We start from the raw sequence: 18889 nt of genomic DNA, 5'->3' as shown, positions 1-18889 counted from the left end.
ACGCTCACGCCCTCGCGCGACCAGATCATATCCGAGTCAGGCCGACTTTCGATGTTGCCTGCTCGTCGGCTTCTTCCCAGCCGTCTCCTTCGCCTGTTTCTTACCTTGGATTGGCATCAGCATTTCCTTCTGGCCGGCCGTCGCCTTTCGCGGCTTCTTGGCCGGCTTGGCAGCCTTCGCCGGCTCCGCTTCTTTGCCGACGCTGCGCCGCAGCGCCTCCATCAGATCGACAACGTTATCTCCGCGCGGTCGCTCCTTGGGGGTGATCGGCTTGCCGGCTCGCTTCTGGTTGATGAGATCGATCAAGGCCGTCTCGTACTGGTCCTCGAACTTGTCTGGCTCGAAACGGCCGCTCTTCTGGTTCACGATGTGCCTGGCCAGATCGAGCATGTCTTTCGTGACTTTAACGTCCTGGATCTCGTCGAAATACTCGTCCTCGGAGCGGACTTCGTACGGATAACGCAGCAGCGTCCCGACCAGACCCTTGTCCATCGGCTCGAGCGCGATGATGTGCTCGCGGTTCGTCAGCACCACCCGCCCAATCGCGACCTTGTTCATCTCGCGGATGGTCTCGCGGATTACCGCAAAGGCGTCGTGACCGACCTTGCCGTCCGGCCGCAAGTAGTAAGGACGGATCAGAAAGCGCGGGTCGATCTCCTCGCGATCGACGAACTCGTCGATGTCAATCGTGCGGGTGGATTCCAGCGCGATCTCCTCAAGCTCTTCCTTCGACACTTCGATGATGGTTTCCTTGTCGAGCATGTAGCCCTTGACGATGTCCTCGTTAGCGACCTCCTCGCCAGTATCGGCGTCGACTTTCAGGTACCTGATGCGGTGCCCGGTCTTTCGATTGAGCTGATTGAAGGAGATCTTCTCGCTCTCCGATGTGGCTGGGTACAGCGCGACCGGACAGGTGACGAGGGATAGACGCAGGAAGCCTTTCCAGTTGGCGCGGGGAGCCATTTTACGCAGAACTCCGGTTTTCCAAGGCGGTTGGATTCAAGACGATCCAGGAAGCGTTGTTCCGACACTCCACGCGTGGCCCTCAAATTATTCGCGAATCCTGCATCCGGTCCCGAGCAATTTGACGCTCACGCCGTCTTTTCATGAACGAAACGGAAACAATGCTCAGGGCTGCCACGACGCCGGAGTTAGGGTATGGCGTTGATGGCCGCCTATCGCCATGACCGCCTGAGCAAGCTCGTAATGTGCAACCTCTATTCGATCACCACCAATCAGGAAGCGATCCGCGCGTTGTTCCGCGTCGTCAACCGGTATATTGGCAACCTGCCACCGATGCCGGGCGTGTTTCCGGACTATCCGGCGCCCGTGGTCCGCGACACGGCCGATGGCCGCGAGCTGGTGCTGATGCGCTGGGGCATGCCGCCGCCACCGCAAAAACCCGGAGGACCAGTAACGAACATCCGCAATACCCCTTCGAAATACTGGCGCGCCTGGCTTAATCCGCAAAACCGTTGCCTGGTCCCCTTCAACAGCTTCGCCGAATACGCGCCGGAGCCAAATCCGGCCACGAAGAAGAAGGACGTGGTCTGGTTCGCGCTGAACGACGACCGGCCGCTTACGGCGTTTGCCGGGATCTGGACCGAGTTCAAGGGTGACCGGGGCACCAAGTCGAAGCCGATTCCCGGCCCTCACCTCGTCTATGGCTTCCTGACCACCGAGGCGAACACTGTCGTCAAACCGATCCATGACAAGGCCATGCCGGTCATCCTGACGACGGATGAGGAGCGCGACGTCTGGCTGCGCGCGCCGTGGGATGAGGCCAAGGCACTCCAGCGACCGCCGCTCGACGACGCCCTGAAGATCGTCATGCGCGGCCCGGACAAGGAAGATAAATTCGCAGCATGAACTACGCAGAGAACCGCCCCTACGCCGATCGTGAGAAAGCCGGCCGCCGGCTGATGGAGCTCGCACATACCGTCGAGCGCGTGCAAGATGGACGCATCCACATCGAAAAGATCAACTACCCATTCATGGATCACGAGAACGCCAAGCCGTCCGAATATGGCGCCGGGCTCAAGCTCGCGATCGAGCGCGGCTAGCTCAAGGCGTCTGAAAAGGCCCAGCTTCGCACCGCTGGGGCCGTTTCGCTTTGAGCGCGGTACGGCGCCCCAAAAACGAACCCGAACCAGGAAAGCTATGCAATTAATCTGACCCAATCAGGCGAGCTACGCCGCCCCTGGGGCAGCTTCTCCGGAGAGGTGCCGGGGCGTTTTCTTTTCCATCAAACTCTACGCTGCCTCGCGTCGCGAACGCTCAACGAGCTTGCTGACAGCTTCGAAGCTCTTTTCATAGTTGCTCGCCGCCTGATCAACATTCTCGGCAAACAGCCGCATCATCGACGCTTGGAACTCAACGAGTGGCTTTACAGCGTTGAAGCCGAGGGAGGCACTGGCAGCCGCGCGACTCTCTTGTTCTTTGACTATGCCGCGGACGTCTAATTTCTGATCGGCCATTTGATTCCCTCCTCTTGTTATTGCCCCAGCCACCTGACCCCAAACGTCAAAGCGAGATGCGAGTTTCAAAGGACGGAGACTAATGCGCTGAATAGGTCAGACAGTCAGGCTGACAACTTGTCTCTTCTTCGCGCCGAGCTTCGTGCGATTAAGGCGCTCGGCGATCTCAACAGCAACGGTGAGGCTGAGCGATGAGGACATAGCGGGGGTTCGCCGAATCTCGCAGGACAAGTCGACCGTGGCACAACAGATAAGGCGCATGAAGTGCATCGAAGACAGGCCCTACGTGGACCCGGAGAAAGCCGCGCGCCGGCTGCTGGAGCTGGCCAACGCCGTCGAGGCGGTACAGGACGGCCGTATCCACACCGAGAAGATCAATTACCCATTCATCGATCGGGAGAAGGCCACGCCCGGCCGAGTATAGCGCCGGCATCAAGTTCGCGATCGATCGCGGCTGGCTGTGGATGCACGAGAGCGGCACCTATGTGAAGATCACGCCGGCTGGCGCAGAGCTGTTCGCCTAGCGGGGGCGCCGACTGGGGCGTCCCTAGTTTTCGGTCCCGTTCTGTCGTTCGAGCGCTGCCAACTCTCCGCAAGGACCGTCAGATGGCTAGCTAGCCGGTCAAACATGTCGCGTTTGGCTTCGTCGGTTGCGAGGTCGCGTATCAGGGCGCATTCGGCTGCCTCTCTGCGGAGCTTCTCGATTTGTGCCAAATAGTCCTTCATCGCCGACGCCTACTTTGTGTTTGGCAAGTTTCGGCACGGGAACAAGCAAAGTCAATTCAGAAAATACCTGACCTTCTAGACCGCTTCTGGATAGCTCTGGATGGCACGACAGCGGCACTTATGTGAAGATCACGCCGGAAAAGGTGCACTATTCGCTTGAGACTGCCAATGGGGCCGCGGATTACTCCTGCCTGCTCAGCTCGGCCATCTTTCGCCCTCGTTCCCATAGCTCTATGTCGTGGCCGTCCATCATCTGCTTGGCGCGCTCTTTCGCCGCGTCATCGTTAGGAGCCAGGAATTCGTATCGGTCCATAATGTGTCCGTCCGGACCCAGAATGAAAATGCGATACTCCTGCATTGGCATCTTCCTCCAGAATCGTCCTCCCGGCCGAAGAACCTAGAACGCTTGCAAAAGTTCCAGAGTTGGGAACGCAGCCGAGAAACCAGCTCTGGAACGATGGCTCAACCCTTCGTGTTCTTGCAGAGCTGACGCAATTTCGAGATGGTGACTTCAATAATGACGGCGGCTGACGCGGAGGAGTGTCGAAAGCAGGCCGAGGAATGCCGACGATGGGCTGAGAAGATGATCAGCCCTCTCGATAAGGAAGCTTGGCTTCGGCTAGCAGACGAGTGGATGAGGATGGCCCGGCAAGCGGAAGAGCGCCGCAGCTAGCGGCCGGACGCGATGGTGGCTCACGTTACCGCGCAAGAGACGAGGCCCGGCGTGCCTAGGAGACCGGACCTCGTAACCTAAAGGGCCCAAGACAAGGGACCACTCGGCGTACCAACAACGTAGCTAGGTGAGCAGTTCGTCTTGATTTAGATCACCTTCGCGCGAGCGACTTTCAACCGGCCGGCCGATCCATTGGTAGCGTACCCCGTAGCGGTTGCCGTCCTAGTTAGGGCAGTTGCCACGCCAATTTAGGACACCGACAGGAACGAATCGAGCAGGACGGCTGTTGGCAAAGTGCGTCTGTTTGGACGCCTGGAAAGAGGGAGTGGCCCCGTCGTTCTCCACGAGGCGGGGTCCCCTCTGAAACCCGAAATGGCCCCCGGAGCTGGGGCGGCTCCGTTTGGGCCCCTACTTGTTTCCGTCGCCGGGGACTCGGACGGGGCCCTGTTAGAAAACGATATCGCGGCACCACGGTTGAGCTCCAGCTTTCGAGATCGGCGCCGCAAAGCTTGCATCTAAAGCTCTCGACCTCACGGCCGGCCGAGGCGACCTCCGTTCGATCGTAGACAGCCCGCATTGGCACTCCCGAATCGTCATGATCTGATCTCAATTCGCCCCTCGCCGCTGATGTGTTCCGTCCAAGGCATGCTCGACTTCAAAGCGCAAGGTAACCCGCAACACCGGCCCAGAGTCATCGCGCACTTCGATTCTCAAGTCGCGGACCAAAGAACCCGGGAGAACATCCCTGGCTAGGTCTGCCATCGCCGCCGACGCTACGGCCTTCACCTTCTCAAATGAGGTAATCTCAAGACCGATTTCGTCGGGGACGAAGTTCTCGTTGTCGCGGGTGTCGAAATAATAATGGGGCATGCGCCACAAGCGCATTGCAGCGCCATCTGTTCCTAGCGCCAAACCAATATCGTGCGGCGATTCCCAATCCCTCAGTGCGAGACCGGGCAAAGTGGCAATGGCCCTCGTCGAGGTCCGCTTGGCATGGCCGACAAGATTTGCTTACGCTGAGTTCTTCTGACTTTCCTCAAACGCACGTTCGGCACATCATTTGCTGAGCTCCGCCGAGATAACCAGGCAGTCTTTCCCATGCATCGAAACCAGATGCGCGGTCTGGCGTTGGGACCGATGGACGATGATGATTTGCAATCCCGCAGTGAACAAGCTCTCGTCGTAGTGACCCTCAGCACGGCAACGCTGATCGCGTGCGTCAGCCTTTTGGTATCTCAATTGTAAGGCCGCCGCAGTTGGCGCGTCTTTCGTTTGGAATGCCACTTCTGCCCCGAAAGGGCATAGCGGCACGCCGAAGCTAGAGGTCGGTTCTTAGAGGCAAAGCAGACTTCGTCACTCAGCCAGACCGCCCTGTGGCAAAAGAAAAGGCCGCCCGGAGGCGGCTAGTTCTTGGTCTTCCCTCTTGTGCTTATTTCTTGAGGGCGCCAGCGGCGTCCCGCGCTGCATCCTTCACATCTCCGGCGGCGTTGTGTGCGGATCCCTTCGCCTTGTCCATCTTGCCTTCGGTTTCCATCTCCTTGTCGCCAGTGAGCTTACCGGCACCTTCTTTGATGGCGCCTTTTGCCTTGTCGGCAGCGCCCTTCACATGTTCGCGATCCATGGTCGTGTTCCTTTTGCTGTGCGGAAGACCACACAACGAAAGGGTTACGCAGTGGTTCCTCGGCGCCCGGGTCGGCCCACACGAAGACTTCTGAATTTGCCCAAAGCTGAAGACCGCATTGGGGATCGTTATGTCGGCTTCGCCGCGGTAGACTGGACTTCAGCGCGACATCCTATTGCCGCTTCTGAGGCCGAGAGTCCTAATCAGTATTCTCGATTGATCCCCGGCTCCGCCGGCGCGCGATTGCGAACGAATCCGTCTCCGTGCCGCAGTTCGCGGATGTCCTGCTCTGCTCTGCACAGGCGCTCGTCGACCACCCGGATGTCGCCTCGCATGTCGGCTACTTTGCTGATCTGCTCTACAAAGGTCTTCACCGCGGATTGGATGCCCTCGACGCCAGTCTCCAGCTTTGTGATCCGATGGGAGCGCCAAAGTGTTAAAGGGAAGAAACTCTCGCCGTCGACTGTGTCGTACCGAGTGACGATGTCGCCGGCGTCGTCCGGTAAACAGCATGAAATACGAAGACAACTTCATGTTTGAATATGAACTACTCACAAAATGGGATTGGGTGCTGGTCGTGGCGGTCAGCACGCTCGTTGCGCTGCTGCTGGCCGCCGGTGTTTATTGGTTGGTCACTTAGCAAACGAACCTGAGGTTGGCAGCCGCTGTAATAAGATTGGACCCCCAACAAGGCAGGCCTTCAATCTCTGCGCCGATCGACGGAGCTGTTAGGAACGGTCGGCGGAGGGTCTCGTTTTGCGAACGGAAAGTCGTGGTTTGCTGTCAATGCCCCGTTTCTTCTTTCACATCAACGGAAAGTTCCCGTTTCAGGATGAAGTCGGAACCGAGCTTCGAGACGATCGCGCTGCCTGGAAGGAAGCTCTGTTGCTGACCCGAGACATTGAAACATGGCTCCAGCCGGGGGAGAGTTGGAGCCTCGATGTCATGGCGCGCGACGGCTGTTTGTACCGGATCAGCATCACGAGCGAAGAAGGATGAACAGAGCGGCGGATATGGGCGACACGCCCCAGATCTCTCTCTCTTCGAGGCAAAAAAGCCCGGTCGCTAAAACCGGGCTGAGAAGTTTGCAGTTGCACAACGCTCCATGGTGTTGAGCGTGCGGTGCGGGCATAAAAACTTCGCTACACCAAGCGCGGTTCCAGTAGCCCGGTAAAAGTTGCAATCGACTGTGCTCACGCCGCAACAACTCAGTGCCTTGGCAGGCTCGCGCGAGAGGCAGAACGGCCATAGCCGATTTGACCGACGGTTCCGTTCCGTGAAACAAATGTCCGCTTTAGCAGTTAGATGCATCACTCGCTGGCGGGGTAAAGTGATGAATTTTTCTTCAGCAACGACAGTCTCCAGCATCCAGGAACCAAGACGAAAGCCGTTGTAGATGCGGGGCTCAACCAGAGCTTACACATCAGATGCTAGCCTCGACGCGAGGGCTGACCATACGCATCTACCAATGCCAGTGCGGGGAGCGAAGCTGGACCGAGCATCGGGAGTAACCGCCCACAGCCGTGGACGTTAAGCAGGTGTTGCCTGCACGACAGCGGGATACGGGATTTTCTCTGCGCGCAAGCTCACCGCAGCGGTAGGCACATCGGTGTGTATTGGTGATCGTGGTGCGTGGACGCAGCACCGCGGCAAAGACAAGTTGGGGCAAGCTCCCATCGTCATCCCCCTCCGCCCTCCTTGCTCCTCAGTTCCGCTATCTTTCGCGCTCGCTCCCATAGCTCGATGTCGTGGCCATCCACCATCTGCTTGGCGCGCTCTTGCGCCGCGTTATCATCAGGAGCCAGGAATTCGTGTCGGTCCATAATGCGTCCGTCCCGACCTAGAACGAAAATGCGATACTCCTGCATGGCATCTCCCTCCGTTAGGTCCTGCCAAGGAGGTAAAACCCGGAACTGCCAAAAAAGGTTTCCAAGTTCCGTCGTCGGACAGCGCCGAAACACGTGGAACTCCGGACCGGAACGAATCAAGTTGCGGCACTTTGAATCGGCCTTCGTCGCGTGGAGTCATCCGAGTGGCGTTTCAGCGTAAGAAGCCGGCCGCGATCGGCACCAAGGCCCCCTACCCCGGCTTCATCGAGCCGGCGTTGGCGACCCAGGTCGATCGGGTGCCTTCCGGGACGCGCTGGGTTCACGAGATCAAGTTCGATGGCTATCGCGTCCAGCTTCACCTTGCGAACGACGACATCAAGGTATTCACGCGGCGCGGAAACGACTGGACCAAGCGCTTTAAGAAGATTGCCGCCGACGCTTACGTGATCAATGCGGCATCCGCGATCGTCGACGGCGAGGTTGTCGTCCCGACTCCGGACGGCACCACCGATTTTTCAGTCCTGCAGATGAGTTGAAGGGCAAGTCCACCAAGATCGTGATGGTGGCCTTCGATCTGCTCTATCTGAACGGCTACGATCTTCGGAAGCTGCCCCTGAACGAACGCAAGGCGCAACTCAGAAAGCTGATCGAGGAGACCCCCATCCAATTCAGCGAAAGCTTCAACCTCAACGGACGCGAGATGTACGAGCACGCCTGCAAGGTCGGACTTGAGGGCGTGGTTTCGAAAGTGCGCAGTAGCCGCTACGCATCAGGCCAAGCCGCCGAGTGGTTGAAGGTGACTTGCCGCCGGCGTGAGACGCTGACAATCGCTGGGTTCGCCTTGGACGAAGGCAAATGGGACGGCATCTATCTCGGCCGGCGCAAAGGCGACGAGTTGGTCTATGCCGGCAAGGTTGACCACGGCTTCGACAAGGCATCGGCCGCGGACTTGCAGAAGCGCCTGGCGCCGCTGATCCGGACGACGCAACCCTACTCAAAGCGCATCGCGCATAAGGGCATCTGGGTCGAACCGAAGCTGCTGGCCGAGATCGAGTATCGAGCGAAATCGGCCGAGGGCAAGGTGCGGCACCCATTCTTCAAGGGCCTACGGGAGGATATGTGATGGACCGACGAAAGCTCCTGATTGCAGCGAGTTCGGCAGCTATTGCCGCTACATCTGCCGAGAACGTTGGCAACCGCTTACGCCGGCCGGCGGGTCGATATCTATGACGGCCCCGAGTGGACCGAGATGGATATCGACGATCTCAAGGCCTCTCTCGAGCACGGCAGCACGATCGAGGAGGCAGCCGGCTTCCTATGCCGTTCCTGCAACGTCGACGATGTCGCCAGGAAGGCTGCTGAACTGTGGCTTCCCGTCAAATTGCGCAGATGATGCGGATCTATTGCGCGCGCAACTGCAACACAGCCGCCGAGCGCCGTGTCATCGATCGCGGTTGTGGGGCTGGAGAGATCGTCTGTCTCGAATGCGGAGGCGATGGCAACTGGGGCAAATTCGCTCCGGAAGAAGTCGGCCCGGATTGCCCATGCTCCGACTGCAAGGGCACGCGAGGCATTGCTGGTCAGCATCTTGATATCAACTACCTGGCGGCGCCCTTCAGCGAGGGCCACTTTTGGACCGGCCTGATTTCCGCGATCTGCTCGGCCGTCGTGACCCGGCCGACGAAGTTCTGCCTATCCGCCGGGCGATAGCGCGCGCTAATGCTTCTGCAGTTTGGAAGCGAGCTATCCTGCGCCGGTCGCAAGATCGCTCCGAGAATCTCAACACCGTCCTGCCGAGGCCCTGTGTCGGTAGCAGCACGTAGTCAAGAACGGATTTGTTGTATTCGGACAGTCTGATCCCAACGAGCCAGCCCGCAGGCACGCGGCGTAACCGTTCGACACGCCAATGCGGAGAATGTGTTTCCTTTTCCCCGGGTACCCATCGAGCAATTCGAAATGTAACGCTCGCCGCTCCCTCTAGACTGAGGGACGCGTTCGGCGTAGCGACATCTTGTCTGCCAATGGAATAGACGCGAGCGATGCGCCAACCCTCTCTAGAAATCTTGTCAGCGACACGGGAAGTAAGCTTTGCAATCAGATCGCCCCACACTTGCCGAGAATCGAGATAGTCAAAGTTGCGCTCTGACTTATAGCCGATCAGTCTATAGGCATTTCGAAGGCTCCCGAAATGCACCATGTAGGTGGCGGAGCATGGAAGACCTACTGTCCTATTGATGACCCACGGGCTGAGCCGCCCTTCTTTCAGAAGCGTCTTGCGCAGACGCGTTAACATCTCTGTTTCGGTCAGATCAACGCGACGCTCCTCAATAATCTTTTTGGCCTTGAGGAACACATCCAGCTCAATGATCGGCTCGATGCTCCCTTCGCTTCTGACCCACTGATCAAATGGGTTATTTACTTTCTTCTCTCCGAGCTTGGAGGACTGTCGATTGTAGACAATGTTACCGACATAATTCTCGTTTCTGAGCACCCGACCGATCATTTCTCGGTCCCAAGCGACACCAGCTTTGACGGGTATATCTTTTCGATTGAGTTCATTTGCGATTGCTGTTTCGGATCTCCTCTGAAGGAATCTCTGAAAAATCCACCTCACGACGGCTACTTTGTCCGCCGCGGCGGGCCGCAACCGAACATGGTCTGTGATGAGATATTTGCGATCTCCGTCTTTCAGGATTCCCTTTGACTGCAGCTTCTGGTCCACGAGCTCTCGCTCGAGCGCATAGCCAGGCCGACCACCTACCTTAAAGCCTAGCCGCGAAAACCGGCATGCTCCCGCATGAACTTTGACCGACAATTCGCGACTATATTCAGCCGCCATCACTCTCTTCAAATTCTTGACGATGCTCGAGAGCATACTTCCATCGTTGTCGAACTGCTCAGCGCAGTAGGCGACATTGATGCCCGCCTGTTTGCAGACAAACTCATAGTGGGCGCTCTCGTCGATATCCTGAAAGCGTCCCCATCGGCTGACATCATAGACCAGGAGGCGACCAAAGTCCGTCTCGCCAGAGCGAACATCCTCGATCAGTTGAATCAAGCCCGGTCTATTCTTAATCCGAAGTCCGCTTTCTCCCTCGTCGGCATAGGTCCGAACGATCGTAAGGTCGTGGGCATGTGCGTAGGCCGCGATGACAGCCGCCTGATTCTCGATGGAATAGCGCTGCTTGTCTGTCGACATCCGGACATACTGAGCGGCCCGCGCGCGCTTTTGGACGGTTGCCAATTGGGTATTCCGGCGAACGACGAGTGCATTGATCATCGATCAAGGCTCCCGACCTGGACAGCGGTGATGCTCCGGATCGCCAATCCCTAAACAACACATATCCAACTCCCGTCCACTCGATCGTGCAAGGGGATTGTGTTCAATGGCAGGAAGTAGCACTGGCCACCGGCAGCACTCCCGATCCTGCTCGCGGCGGAGAACCAAGGAGATGCAACGGTGCGCGCTTAACCCGCCGGGCCACAACGAAGGAATTAGGTGGGCTCCTTGTCGAAGCTCTTGCTCTCGCGCCTTGATTGCTGTTGGATGCCGCCCGCTGGGGAGATTTCGTTACTATGCGCGTTAAGTGGGGGCTCGCGCTATGCGCCGTCTCGGGCGGCTGCGCCGCTTCGAGGCAAGAGGTCGTTGCTCGACTTGGACAAGAATACATCGCCAAAACGTCGACACGCTGGTGCTACGCTTCGGACCACCGAGCAGCACATTCAAAATGAACAGCGGTCAGACCTCGTACATCTGGCAATTGACGGCCGTGACCGACATCGCGGTTGACCGCGGCTTCGGCCAGGGTTGCTCTCGTCAATGAAATCATCGAGGTTCCATTGCCCACGATCCGCCTCTTCAACGAAGGGCCTCATTAATTCCCCTGTGCCTACCGCAAATCAAATCCGGGCATATTGGTGGTGCGGTCCGCCCAGAATCGGGCGACAGAGAATGCATCCAACTGTCTCGGCGGCGCGTGAAATCGGCGCGTCTTTATGCAACGACAAATGGGTGCGCGTGCCGTTGTAATAGTTCATGTACGAGAGCAGCACGTGACGCAGATGGCGCTCTCCGAACACCACGACATGATCAATGCGTTCCCGGCGGATTGAACCGATCAGCCGTTCTGCACAAGCGTTTTGCCAAGGTGAGCGAGGAGACATCGGATGGTCTCGAATCCCGATGGATCGAACCCGCCGCAGGAATATCTCGCCGTAGGCGCCGTCGCGGTCCCGGATCAGGTAACGAGGGATTTGCTCCCAGCCACACGCCTCCGTCAACTGATTGGCGATCCATTCGGCCGTTGGGTGCGCGGTCACTCCAAGCCACAGGATCTGCCGCCGACCATGGCCGATGATCAGCAATCCATAAAGCAAACCGGAACGAGATCGTCGGCACCACGAAAAGATCCATCGCAGCGATCACGTCAGCATGGTTGCGAAGGAACATCTTCCATCCCTGCGAGGGAGATCCCCTCCTCCGTGCCATGTACTTGGCGACGCTGGTCTGGCCTACATCGATGCCGAGCTTGAGAAGCTCGCCATGAATTCTCGGTGCTCCCCACAATGGATTGACGATGCTCATCTCGCGGATCAGACGGCGCATCTCCAACGATACCGTTGGTCGACCGCAACAGTGGCGCGATTTTCTGCGCCAACCAACCTAAAACCGGCGCGGTGCCAGCGGATCACGGTATCGGGTCGGACAATTGCAAGTGTATCATACATCTTGGGAAACAGCCGGCAGATACCTCCCGATATCAGCCGGTCAATCGACGCAAATCGAAGTCTCTTGGGATTGCCGCGCCGCAGCACATTGATTTGCTGCCTCAGCACCAAAATCTCCGCCTCGAGCGTTGCGCGCGACCGCAGCAGATCGATCACTGTCCCAACGATCAGTTTGCACAAATCAAACATCGAGCAGCAGCATCGCCCGATTCTCGATCAACTGCCAGCGGATTGGATTTGCGGTAGGGACACGATGGCTTGGCCGGACCCCATGATCAATTTTGCTGAACTTGACGCACAGAACTTCTGACGGACCGCTAACAAGTCTTCTTGTCAGGCCAAAGCTGAAGCGGCAAGCCACTGACACCGCTCATTGGCGCGAGACAGTCAGTTGTCAGACTCAAACCCGACTTCTACCGCCGGACAGCCAAACGCAAGTCGCTTCGGAAAGATTGGGTCTAGCCATGTAGCGGACCCCCGCTATTTTTTTTGCGTTTTCCTACGCGAGCCTACGATCCTGCACGATTTTGCACTCTCTGATGCCAGCGATCCGAGGCCGCGGCAACTCGAGACGTGGAGCCGTGCTAGTTCGTCAAGAGCCGCCGTTCGTATGCAATCCCTTCGCCGGCGAGAAATGGTCCGCGGGTAGGTTCAAGTCCTGGACCTGCAACCATCTCAAATTGCTATTTGAGGCCGCGGCCTGAGCAGTCAGATCGGCCGATCCGTGGGCAATATGAAAATCGAAGCCCAGCAACGAGCAACGTTTGTGGATATAATCGGAGGTCGGGGTCGGCCTACGAACCCCGCGTCCCGAACGTAAGTAGCACACCAAAAGATCAACAAAAACAATGAAGTTCGGTAGCGATTGACTACCTTTATCGCTGTTTGTTCACGGAGTTTCGCTGGTCAACCGGTGGTCAGCAGAGCGTCTCGCGTCATGTTGGCAGATCGGTTGTTCAAAGCAGCACGTCTCGTGAATTCACCAGCATACGGGAAAGGACAGCGCAAGTGAAATTGCACCAGGCGACGGTTTCGCAGCTAGCGCCAGCTCGCGCCGAAGCATGTCCTCTAGGAGCGTAGCTTGTCCCCGTATCGGTGCTGCACCTCCTGCCCGACCAGAGCGTCTGATGTTGGATCGTAGCTTCGGCTCGATCGTCGAAGGAAAAGGCTGCATCCTTTCTGACTGAGGGTTCGATCAGCCACTCTTTGCTTCTTTCAGAGCCGCTTTGCTCCAGGAAGACGAACCATTTTAAGGTCCGATTTGCCGCCAAGGCGGACATCGCCCGGGTGGCGGGCTAAAGGCCCTTGCAAGGGATACCGTTTGCTCACGAGATTCAACCGACAAGAACTCGCTCTAGCAACCAATACGTGCCGATCGCCGCGGCGGCAATAGAGGCAAGGCGCGACGTCAGCTGCGCGGCCCGCCCTTGCGACATCAGCGTCAGCAACGGAAGCGCGATCACCACGAAGATAAGCTGGCCGATCTCGACACCTGCGTTGAATCCGACCAATCCGCGGAGCAACGCTGCGTCCTTCAGTTCCAGCTCGCCAAGGACAGAAGCAAACGCAAGTCCGTGCACGAGGCCGAATCCAAAGCTCCACATCGACCGCCGCCGATCCGGCGCTGCCGCGAGCAAGTTTTCCAGCGCAACCCAGATGATGGTCGCGGCTATAAGCGGCTCAATGATGCGTTCGGGGACCCTGACAAAGCCGAGCGCTGCCAGCGTGAGCGTCACGCTGTGGGCGAGCGTGAAGGCGGTTACGATCTTCACTACCGACCAGAAGCCGCGCGTGATAGCGAGTAGCGCGAGTAGAAACAGCAAATGGTCGTAGCCAGTGAGAATGTGCTCGACGCCGAGCTCCACAAGATCCAGCCAGCCCGTCGCGACGGGGCGATCAACGTCGATGCCCGACGTTCGTGATGTCTCACCGAAGACCACCTGCCGCTCGCCGTTGGCCGTGTGGATGTTGCCGAGGCTTTGATAGTGTTCGCCGAGTAAGTTGCTCCAGTCTTCGGTGATAGTGAGCCGGCCGTGGTCAGCGCCGCAGGAAAAGTCGATCTCGACCCTAGCGCGAGCCTCGTTCGCGCCGGCACCGCCGATGCGTACGCGGCCCGCGCGGCAGGGTGTGCCGGAGAGATCGATCGTGACGCTCCTGCGCGCAGCTTCGGCGACCGCCTCGGCCGCCGGGCGGTCGCCGCTGGCCGCGGCCCTCACAATGGACGCCGACGCCTGCGGTATTTCAGGTAGCGCAATAGAAAGTGAATACGAAAGGCGGTCGCCCGACTGCTCGATGCGCACCAGCCCTGTGGTGGTCACGTGCGCCGACGCATCGGTGCAGCACGCAAGTGCAAGCCAAAATGCCGTCCATTGTGCAAATGGCGCCCTCACGGCATTTTGCCCGCTCGCTCCCATGCCTCGCCGACGAAGCCGGGAAGCAGCGCAATCTGGTGGCTTCCCTCGCGCCTGGTATAGTGCGACAGGCCGATTGCGTTGGTCGCGCCGAATGCGATAGTAAACTGTGAAGCGTCACTGCCATTGACCACGACACGCAGCCGCGGAGGATCCAATCCGAACTGCGCGGGGTCGCTGCCTGCCATCTCGTCGGCATCCAACACGCGCGCGGGCCCTGAATTGCGAAGCAGCGTGAGCGCGCCGTCGAGCCGCGCCGCGAACCCAGCCGTGGTCCTGCCCACGGTAGCGTGCCAGCCGTTCTCTGCCCGGACAAAGTGCCAATGCCCCTCCCGCGTTTCCACATCGACCTCGCGAACGTCCTCGATCGGGATCGTCATCAGGCCCTTCGGCGTGAACGGTGCCAGCCCAGAACCATCGCGGCCGCCGGTCAATGCGAGCGCAACCAGAAAGCTGGCGGCGCCGAGGGCGGCTACGGTCCAGATGAGACGGGTCATCGCCGCAACCACCACATCGCGCCGCCGGCAAAGGCTATCAGTCCCGGCATCAGCAGAACCGTGACTATGAAGATGCCACGCATCTGCCGACCGGTAAGCGAAACCGTCGGCAACACCTCCACCGGCGGCTTCATGGTCGGCGCTCGCTCCTCGTGCGTCAGCCACGCGAGTGCGGCGAGCACGACATCGGAATTGGCCAGATACGGGAAGAACGAGTTGGAGATGAAATCGGCATCGCCCGCCACGATCATGCGGAACGGCGCGGTGGCCGCTTCACTTAGTGGGCCCTCGGCGGCAAGGGCAATAATCCTTGATGCGCGCGGCGATGAGGCCGCCGCCGCATCGCTCCCGAGGCGATCGGCCATGACATAAGTCTCGGAACTGCTGGCCGCCAGCGGTGTCACCTTGATGTTCGTTGTTGGCACTGCTTCGAGTGGGCGAGCGCCCGGATAGAACGACAGCGCCAGTCCGCGAGTGACCGGATGGACGCCATAATGCGATACCGCGATCATCTGCTCGTCAGTAAAATAGTGCTCCTTGGGATCGACGATCACGCCATTGCCAACCTTGACGCCGGCGGTAACGAGCAGCGCGGCAAGGCTGTCATCAAGCTCATAGTCGGGCTCGATCAGGAAGATCGCCGAGCCGCCCCGCTGCAGATAACGGCGCATCAGTTCGGTCTCGCCGGGAGAATAGCGGGTGCGCGGATTGGCTTCGACGACAGCGCCGCAATCGTCGGGGATCGGCTGGCCGGTCGCAAAAGAAATCTCGCGCACGGCAAGGCCGAGTTTCTCGATCGCGCGTCTTAGCCGGCCAATCCCGTGTTGTTCCATCTGCACGACGGCCAGCCCCGAGGCGTCGTGGCTATGGCTGTGAACGCCTTCGAAGTGCGTATGGAATTCGAAATTGTCGATATCGTACTCGCCGTTCCCGGCAGCAAAGCAGATTACAAGCTCGCGCTTGCGCAACAGACGCAGCACGCCGAGCGCGATCTCGCGATCGTCTGTCGTCACGACTTCGATGCGGCGATCGCCCGACCGCAACACGGCCGTATTGTAGGTGCGCACGCCGAAGCTGGAGGCGAGCGCGGGGTTCTGGTCGGCGTCGATCAGGCGGACACGGAACTTCCCGTTATCCCGTTCGAGCTGCCGCAGCATAGCGCCAAGGGCGACCGCGCCGGGGTTCTGCTTCTGATAGAAATAGGCAATGTCGATCGGTTCGGCGAGCCTGCGCACCACCTCACCGGCTTCGGCAGAGGGCGTGAAGGCCTTCTCGCGCGTGAAATCGAGATGCGCGTCGTGACGGAACAGCGCAACGTTGGCGAGGACCACGACGGCGACGGCTACGGCGACCACAAGGGCAGCGGAGACAGCACGGCTGGCATAGCCGAGCCGCACCGGCAGCTTCAGGCCCGCCACAAACAATAGCGCAAGCGCGGCAATCACGCCTAAAAACCAGACGATATTGATCGCCTCGGATGCCTGCATCATCGCTGTGCAAGCCTCCAGGTGGTCAAAAACAGCGCGAGCATGCTTGCGGTGATGAAATAGCCGATGTCCGAGACGAACACCGAGCCTGACACCATCGGCTTGAAATGTCCGATCAGGGACAGGTTGAGGGCGAGGCTGTCGAATGGCGGCGATAGCAGATAGGACACGGAATCGGCAAACCAGAGCATCAGGAAGATACCGATCGACAGCGCCGCCGCGACGACCTGGTTTTCGGTGATGCTTGACATCAGCAGGCCGACCGCAACCAGGAGCGAGGCATGCAACGCGAGCGCCAGATAGCCAGCATGGATTTGTCCCCAGTCGGGCTCGCCGTAACGATCGAGGATCACCGCATATACGAGCGAGAGCGTAAACATGCCGAGGACGAGTGTCAGCGTGGCGGCATATTTGGCCAGCACGATCGAAAGTTCCTGCACCGGCGCAGTCAATAGCAGCTCGAGCGTCTCCGACCGCCGCTCCTCGGCAAAGCTGCGCATGGTCAGCACCGGCACTAGCAGGATCGACAGCACATACATCTGGTGAAAGATGTATTGAAGGTTGGCGACCTTGGTCGCAAACAGGGTCAGGCTGAACGTATAGCCGAGCACGAGCAGGAAAACCGCGGTCACCGTGTAGCCGATCGGCGACGTCAGCGTCGCGTTGAGCTCCTTGGCAAAGAGAATGCGCAGCGTTCTCATGTGAGCGACAGGAACCAGGCTTCGAGATCGGGGGTATCTGCCATTGCGCGGACGCCCAGGAGGCGCCCATTGAGCAGCACCGCTACCCGGTCACAGGTCTTCTCGACTTCGCTGAGAATGTGGGAGCTTATCAGCACCGTGTGGCGCCCGGCCAGCGAGCGGATCATCTGCCGCATCTCAATGATCTGGCATGGATCAAGTCCATTGCTAGGCTCGTCGAGTATAAGGATGTCCGGATCGTGGACCAACGCCTGGGCGAGCGCAGTCCGCTGCCGATAGCCCCTGGACAAGGCCCGGGTCGGCTTGTCGGCGACAGCGGACAGCCCGAGCCGATCGATGATGCGTTCGACGGCGCCTTTGACTTTCCGCTCAGGCATGCCGCGCAGCCGTGCCATGAAGGCCAGGAATTCTCCCACCCGCATCTGCCGGTACAGCGGCGCTGCTTCCGGCACATAGCCGATGTGCCGCCGCGCCGCGAGTGAATCGCCGACGACATCGTGGCCTGCGACCATCAAGCAGCCTGAGGATGGCAGGAGATAGCCCGCAAGCAGCCGCATAAACGTTGTCTTGCCGGAGCCGTTCGGACCCAGCAAGCCAAACACTTCCCCGGCGTGAATGTCGAGCGTGATCCCCTCCACCGCCGATACCGGCCCGTACCGCTTGCTCACATTGGACGCGGAGATCGCTGGGGCGTGATCCGTCTGGACCAACGCATCACTTGGCGCCGCGTCGATTGCCGAGATGGTCATGCAGCGTCCCGAACAGGCGAGTCCGTTCGCGGGAAAAATGAATCTACAGCCCCGCTTCGGGGACTCGCCGGGAGGTCCGGCGCGGGCTCTCAAGAGAGCGCCCCGCACCGGCTTAAGACTCAATCATAGAACTCTGGCGCGTGCTTGGTGGCCTTGAAAACCTCCGGATCGTGCCCGTAGAAGATCTGGGCATTGTTGGCGTCGCGAACCAGCCGAACTCGCTGGTAGCTGCGATAGGCATCGCTCGGATTGAACGTGCCGGGAATTGGCGGGATCAGGTTCTTGTCGAGGTTCTCTTTCAGATAGACCACGTCGCTGGTCAGAATAACGGTGCCCGTCTTAGGCAATTTGACGGTCACGAACTGACTGCCGGGGGTATGGCCGGGAGCCCGCATCACGCGTACCGAACCGTCATCGAACAGATCGAGGTCACCCTCGAGGCGGATAATGTTCATCTTCTTGGTGTCAGCGAAGTCGCCCGGAACATAATAGAGCGAGTAGCCGACATCCGGCCACCAGGCGGCCTTTAGTTCGTCGTTCTGGGCAACGAGGGTCGCATTCGGAAACTGACTGACATTCCCGCCATGGTCGAGATGCAGGTGGCCGACCACGACATATTTGATGTCGTCAGTCTTCAGTCCGATCTTCTCAAGCTGTGCGGGAATGGCATCGTCCTTCGTCATCTTGAGACCGAACCCCTTGGCAAGAGGTCCCCACCAGCCATCGGGATCGGTAATCGTCTTATCGTTGTTTCCGGTATCGATGATGACATTGCCCTTGGGATGCTTGAGCACATAGAAGCTCACGGGCGCCCAATCGATATTGCCTTGACCACCCATCTGCAGGGCTGCCTTCGGGAAGCCTCCCAGCGAACCCGACGTAAAGACGTATAGCTTGGGGCCTTCCTGCGCGGCGGCAGCGCTCGCAAGGCCGAGCGCGATAGCCAGACTCAATGCAATCTGCTTGATCGTCATGGCAATTCCTCCTGAG

20 protein-coding genes and 1 pseudogene are annotated in these 18889 nt (G+C 59.1%); 7 read left to right on the top strand and 14 right to left on the bottom strand.

The window, feature by feature from the left end; translation table 11 throughout:
* Nucleotides 1-36: 36 nt before the first annotated feature.
* Nucleotides 37-963: a non-homologous end joining protein Ku gene (gene ku, locus AC5ZG5_RS35475; protein ID WP_456647046.1), complete on the bottom strand. Its 927-nt coding sequence runs from the start codon at nt 961-963 to the stop codon at nt 37-39.
* Between the two features lie 243 nt (nt 964-1206).
* Between ku and AC5ZG5_RS35470 the strand changes: the two genes are divergently transcribed.
* Nucleotides 1207-1869: an SOS response-associated peptidase gene (locus tag AC5ZG5_RS35470; RefSeq protein ID WP_456647049.1), complete on the top strand. Its 663-nt coding sequence runs from the start codon at nt 1207-1209 to the stop codon at nt 1867-1869.
* Nucleotides 1866-2063 (top strand): hypothetical protein, encoded by a 198-nt coding sequence (locus AC5ZG5_RS35465; RefSeq protein ID WP_456647045.1) that lies wholly within the window; start codon nt 1866-1868, stop codon nt 2061-2063. Before AC5ZG5_RS35470 ends, AC5ZG5_RS35465 begins: the two co-directional genes overlap by 4 nt.
* Nucleotides 2064-2252: 189 nt before the next feature.
* On the opposite strand, the gene AC5ZG5_RS35460 is transcribed toward AC5ZG5_RS35465, so the two are convergent.
* Nucleotides 2253-2477, bottom strand: coding sequence for a hypothetical protein (locus AC5ZG5_RS35460; RefSeq protein ID WP_028168928.1), 225 nt, complete (start codon nt 2475-2477; stop codon nt 2253-2255).
* 259 nt (nt 2478-2736) lie between these two features.
* Here AC5ZG5_RS35460 and AC5ZG5_RS35455 point away from each other — a divergent pair, with 259 nt between their 5' ends.
* A complete protein-coding gene (locus tag AC5ZG5_RS35455; protein WP_456647044.1) occupies nt 2737-2901 on the top strand; it encodes a hypothetical protein in 165 nt (54 codons plus the stop codon).
* A gap of 483 nt (nt 2902-3384) precedes the next feature.
* On the opposite strand, the gene AC5ZG5_RS35450 is transcribed toward AC5ZG5_RS35455, so the two are convergent.
* The 3 genes from AC5ZG5_RS35450 to AC5ZG5_RS35440 all read right to left on the bottom strand — a co-directional run bounded on the left by AC5ZG5_RS35450 (nt 3385) and on the right by AC5ZG5_RS35440 (nt 5497).
* Complete coding sequence (locus AC5ZG5_RS35450; protein WP_456647043.1) at nt 3385-3561, bottom strand: hypothetical protein; 177 nt, start codon at nt 3559-3561, stop codon at nt 3385-3387.
* A 921-nt stretch (nt 3562-4482) separates the two neighbouring features.
* A complete protein-coding gene (locus tag AC5ZG5_RS35445) occupies nt 4483-4746 on the bottom strand; it encodes a DUF6894 family protein (protein ID WP_456647042.1) in 264 nt (87 codons plus the stop codon).
* 559 nt (nt 4747-5305) lie between these two features.
* Nucleotides 5306-5497 carry a CsbD family protein gene (locus tag AC5ZG5_RS35440; RefSeq protein WP_456647041.1) on the bottom strand — a complete coding sequence of 64 codons (192 nt, stop codon included), beginning with the start codon at nt 5495-5497 and terminating at the stop codon, nt 5306-5308.
* A 511-nt stretch (nt 5498-6008) separates the two neighbouring features.
* Between AC5ZG5_RS35440 and AC5ZG5_RS35435 the strand changes: the two genes are divergently transcribed.
* The 4 genes and pseudogenes from AC5ZG5_RS35435 to AC5ZG5_RS35420 all read left to right on the top strand — a co-directional run bounded on the left by AC5ZG5_RS35435 (nt 6009) and on the right by AC5ZG5_RS35420 (nt 8719).
* Nucleotides 6009-6137 (top strand): hypothetical protein, encoded by a 129-nt coding sequence (locus AC5ZG5_RS35435; protein WP_456647040.1) that lies wholly within the window; start codon nt 6009-6011, stop codon nt 6135-6137.
* A 146-nt stretch (nt 6138-6283) separates the two neighbouring features.
* A complete protein-coding gene (locus AC5ZG5_RS35430; RefSeq protein ID WP_456647039.1) occupies nt 6284-6496 on the top strand; it encodes a DUF6894 family protein in 213 nt (70 codons plus the stop codon).
* Nucleotides 6497-7529: 1033 nt separating this feature from the next.
* Nucleotides 7530-8449: pseudogene (gene ligD / locus AC5ZG5_RS35425) on the top strand (non-homologous end-joining DNA ligase).
* Between the two features lie 21 nt (nt 8450-8470).
* Nucleotides 8471-8719 carry a hypothetical protein gene (locus tag AC5ZG5_RS35420; RefSeq protein WP_456646370.1) on the top strand — a complete coding sequence of 83 codons (249 nt, stop codon included), beginning with the start codon at nt 8471-8473 and terminating at the stop codon, nt 8717-8719.
* A 222-nt stretch (nt 8720-8941) separates the two neighbouring features.
* On the opposite strand, the gene AC5ZG5_RS35415 is transcribed toward AC5ZG5_RS35420, so the two are convergent.
* From AC5ZG5_RS35415 to AC5ZG5_RS35375, 9 genes are all read right to left on the bottom strand, one after another.
* A complete protein-coding gene (locus AC5ZG5_RS35415) occupies nt 8942-10606 on the bottom strand; it encodes a recombinase family protein (protein ID WP_456646371.1) in 1665 nt (554 codons plus the stop codon).
* A gap of 620 nt (nt 10607-11226) precedes the next feature.
* Nucleotides 11227-11691 (bottom strand): integrase core domain-containing protein, encoded by a 465-nt coding sequence (locus tag AC5ZG5_RS35410; RefSeq protein WP_456646372.1) that lies wholly within the window; start codon nt 11689-11691, stop codon nt 11227-11229.
* Nucleotides 11692-11919: 228 nt separating this feature from the next.
* The gene (locus AC5ZG5_RS35405) at nt 11920-12210 is read right to left on the bottom strand and encodes a hypothetical protein (protein ID WP_456646373.1); all 291 of its coding nucleotides are present in this window, start codon (nt 12208-12210) and stop codon (nt 11920-11922) included.
* A gap of 1178 nt (nt 12211-13388) precedes the next feature.
* The gene (locus AC5ZG5_RS35400; RefSeq protein ID WP_456646374.1) at nt 13389-14354 is read right to left on the bottom strand and encodes a HupE/UreJ family protein; all 966 of its coding nucleotides are present in this window, start codon (nt 14352-14354) and stop codon (nt 13389-13391) included.
* An 86-nt stretch (nt 14355-14440) separates the two neighbouring features.
* Complete coding sequence (locus tag AC5ZG5_RS35395) at nt 14441-14962, bottom strand: hypothetical protein (RefSeq protein ID WP_456646375.1); 522 nt, start codon at nt 14960-14962, stop codon at nt 14441-14443.
* A complete protein-coding gene (locus tag AC5ZG5_RS35390; protein ID WP_456646376.1) occupies nt 14959-16452 on the bottom strand; it encodes a GldG family protein in 1494 nt (497 codons plus the stop codon). The genes AC5ZG5_RS35395 and AC5ZG5_RS35390 overlap by 4 nt, the downstream gene beginning before the upstream one ends.
* A complete protein-coding gene (locus AC5ZG5_RS35385; protein ID WP_456646377.1) occupies nt 16449-17150 on the bottom strand; it encodes an ABC transporter permease in 702 nt (233 codons plus the stop codon). The genes AC5ZG5_RS35390 and AC5ZG5_RS35385 overlap by 4 nt, the downstream gene beginning before the upstream one ends.
* Nucleotides 17147-17899 (bottom strand): ABC transporter ATP-binding protein, encoded by a 753-nt coding sequence (locus AC5ZG5_RS35380; protein WP_456646378.1) that lies wholly within the window; start codon nt 17897-17899, stop codon nt 17147-17149. The genes AC5ZG5_RS35385 and AC5ZG5_RS35380 overlap by 4 nt, the downstream gene beginning before the upstream one ends.
* 119 nt (nt 17900-18018) lie before the next feature.
* Nucleotides 18019-18873 carry an N-acyl homoserine lactonase family protein gene (locus tag AC5ZG5_RS35375; RefSeq protein WP_456646379.1) on the bottom strand — a complete coding sequence of 285 codons (855 nt, stop codon included), beginning with the start codon at nt 18871-18873 and terminating at the stop codon, nt 18019-18021.
* Between the last annotated feature and the right edge of the window lie 16 nt (nt 18874-18889).

It is taken from the genome of Bradyrhizobium sp. Ses1 (assembly GCF_059512365.1).
This window is presented reverse-complemented; position numbering and strand designations above follow the sequence as displayed.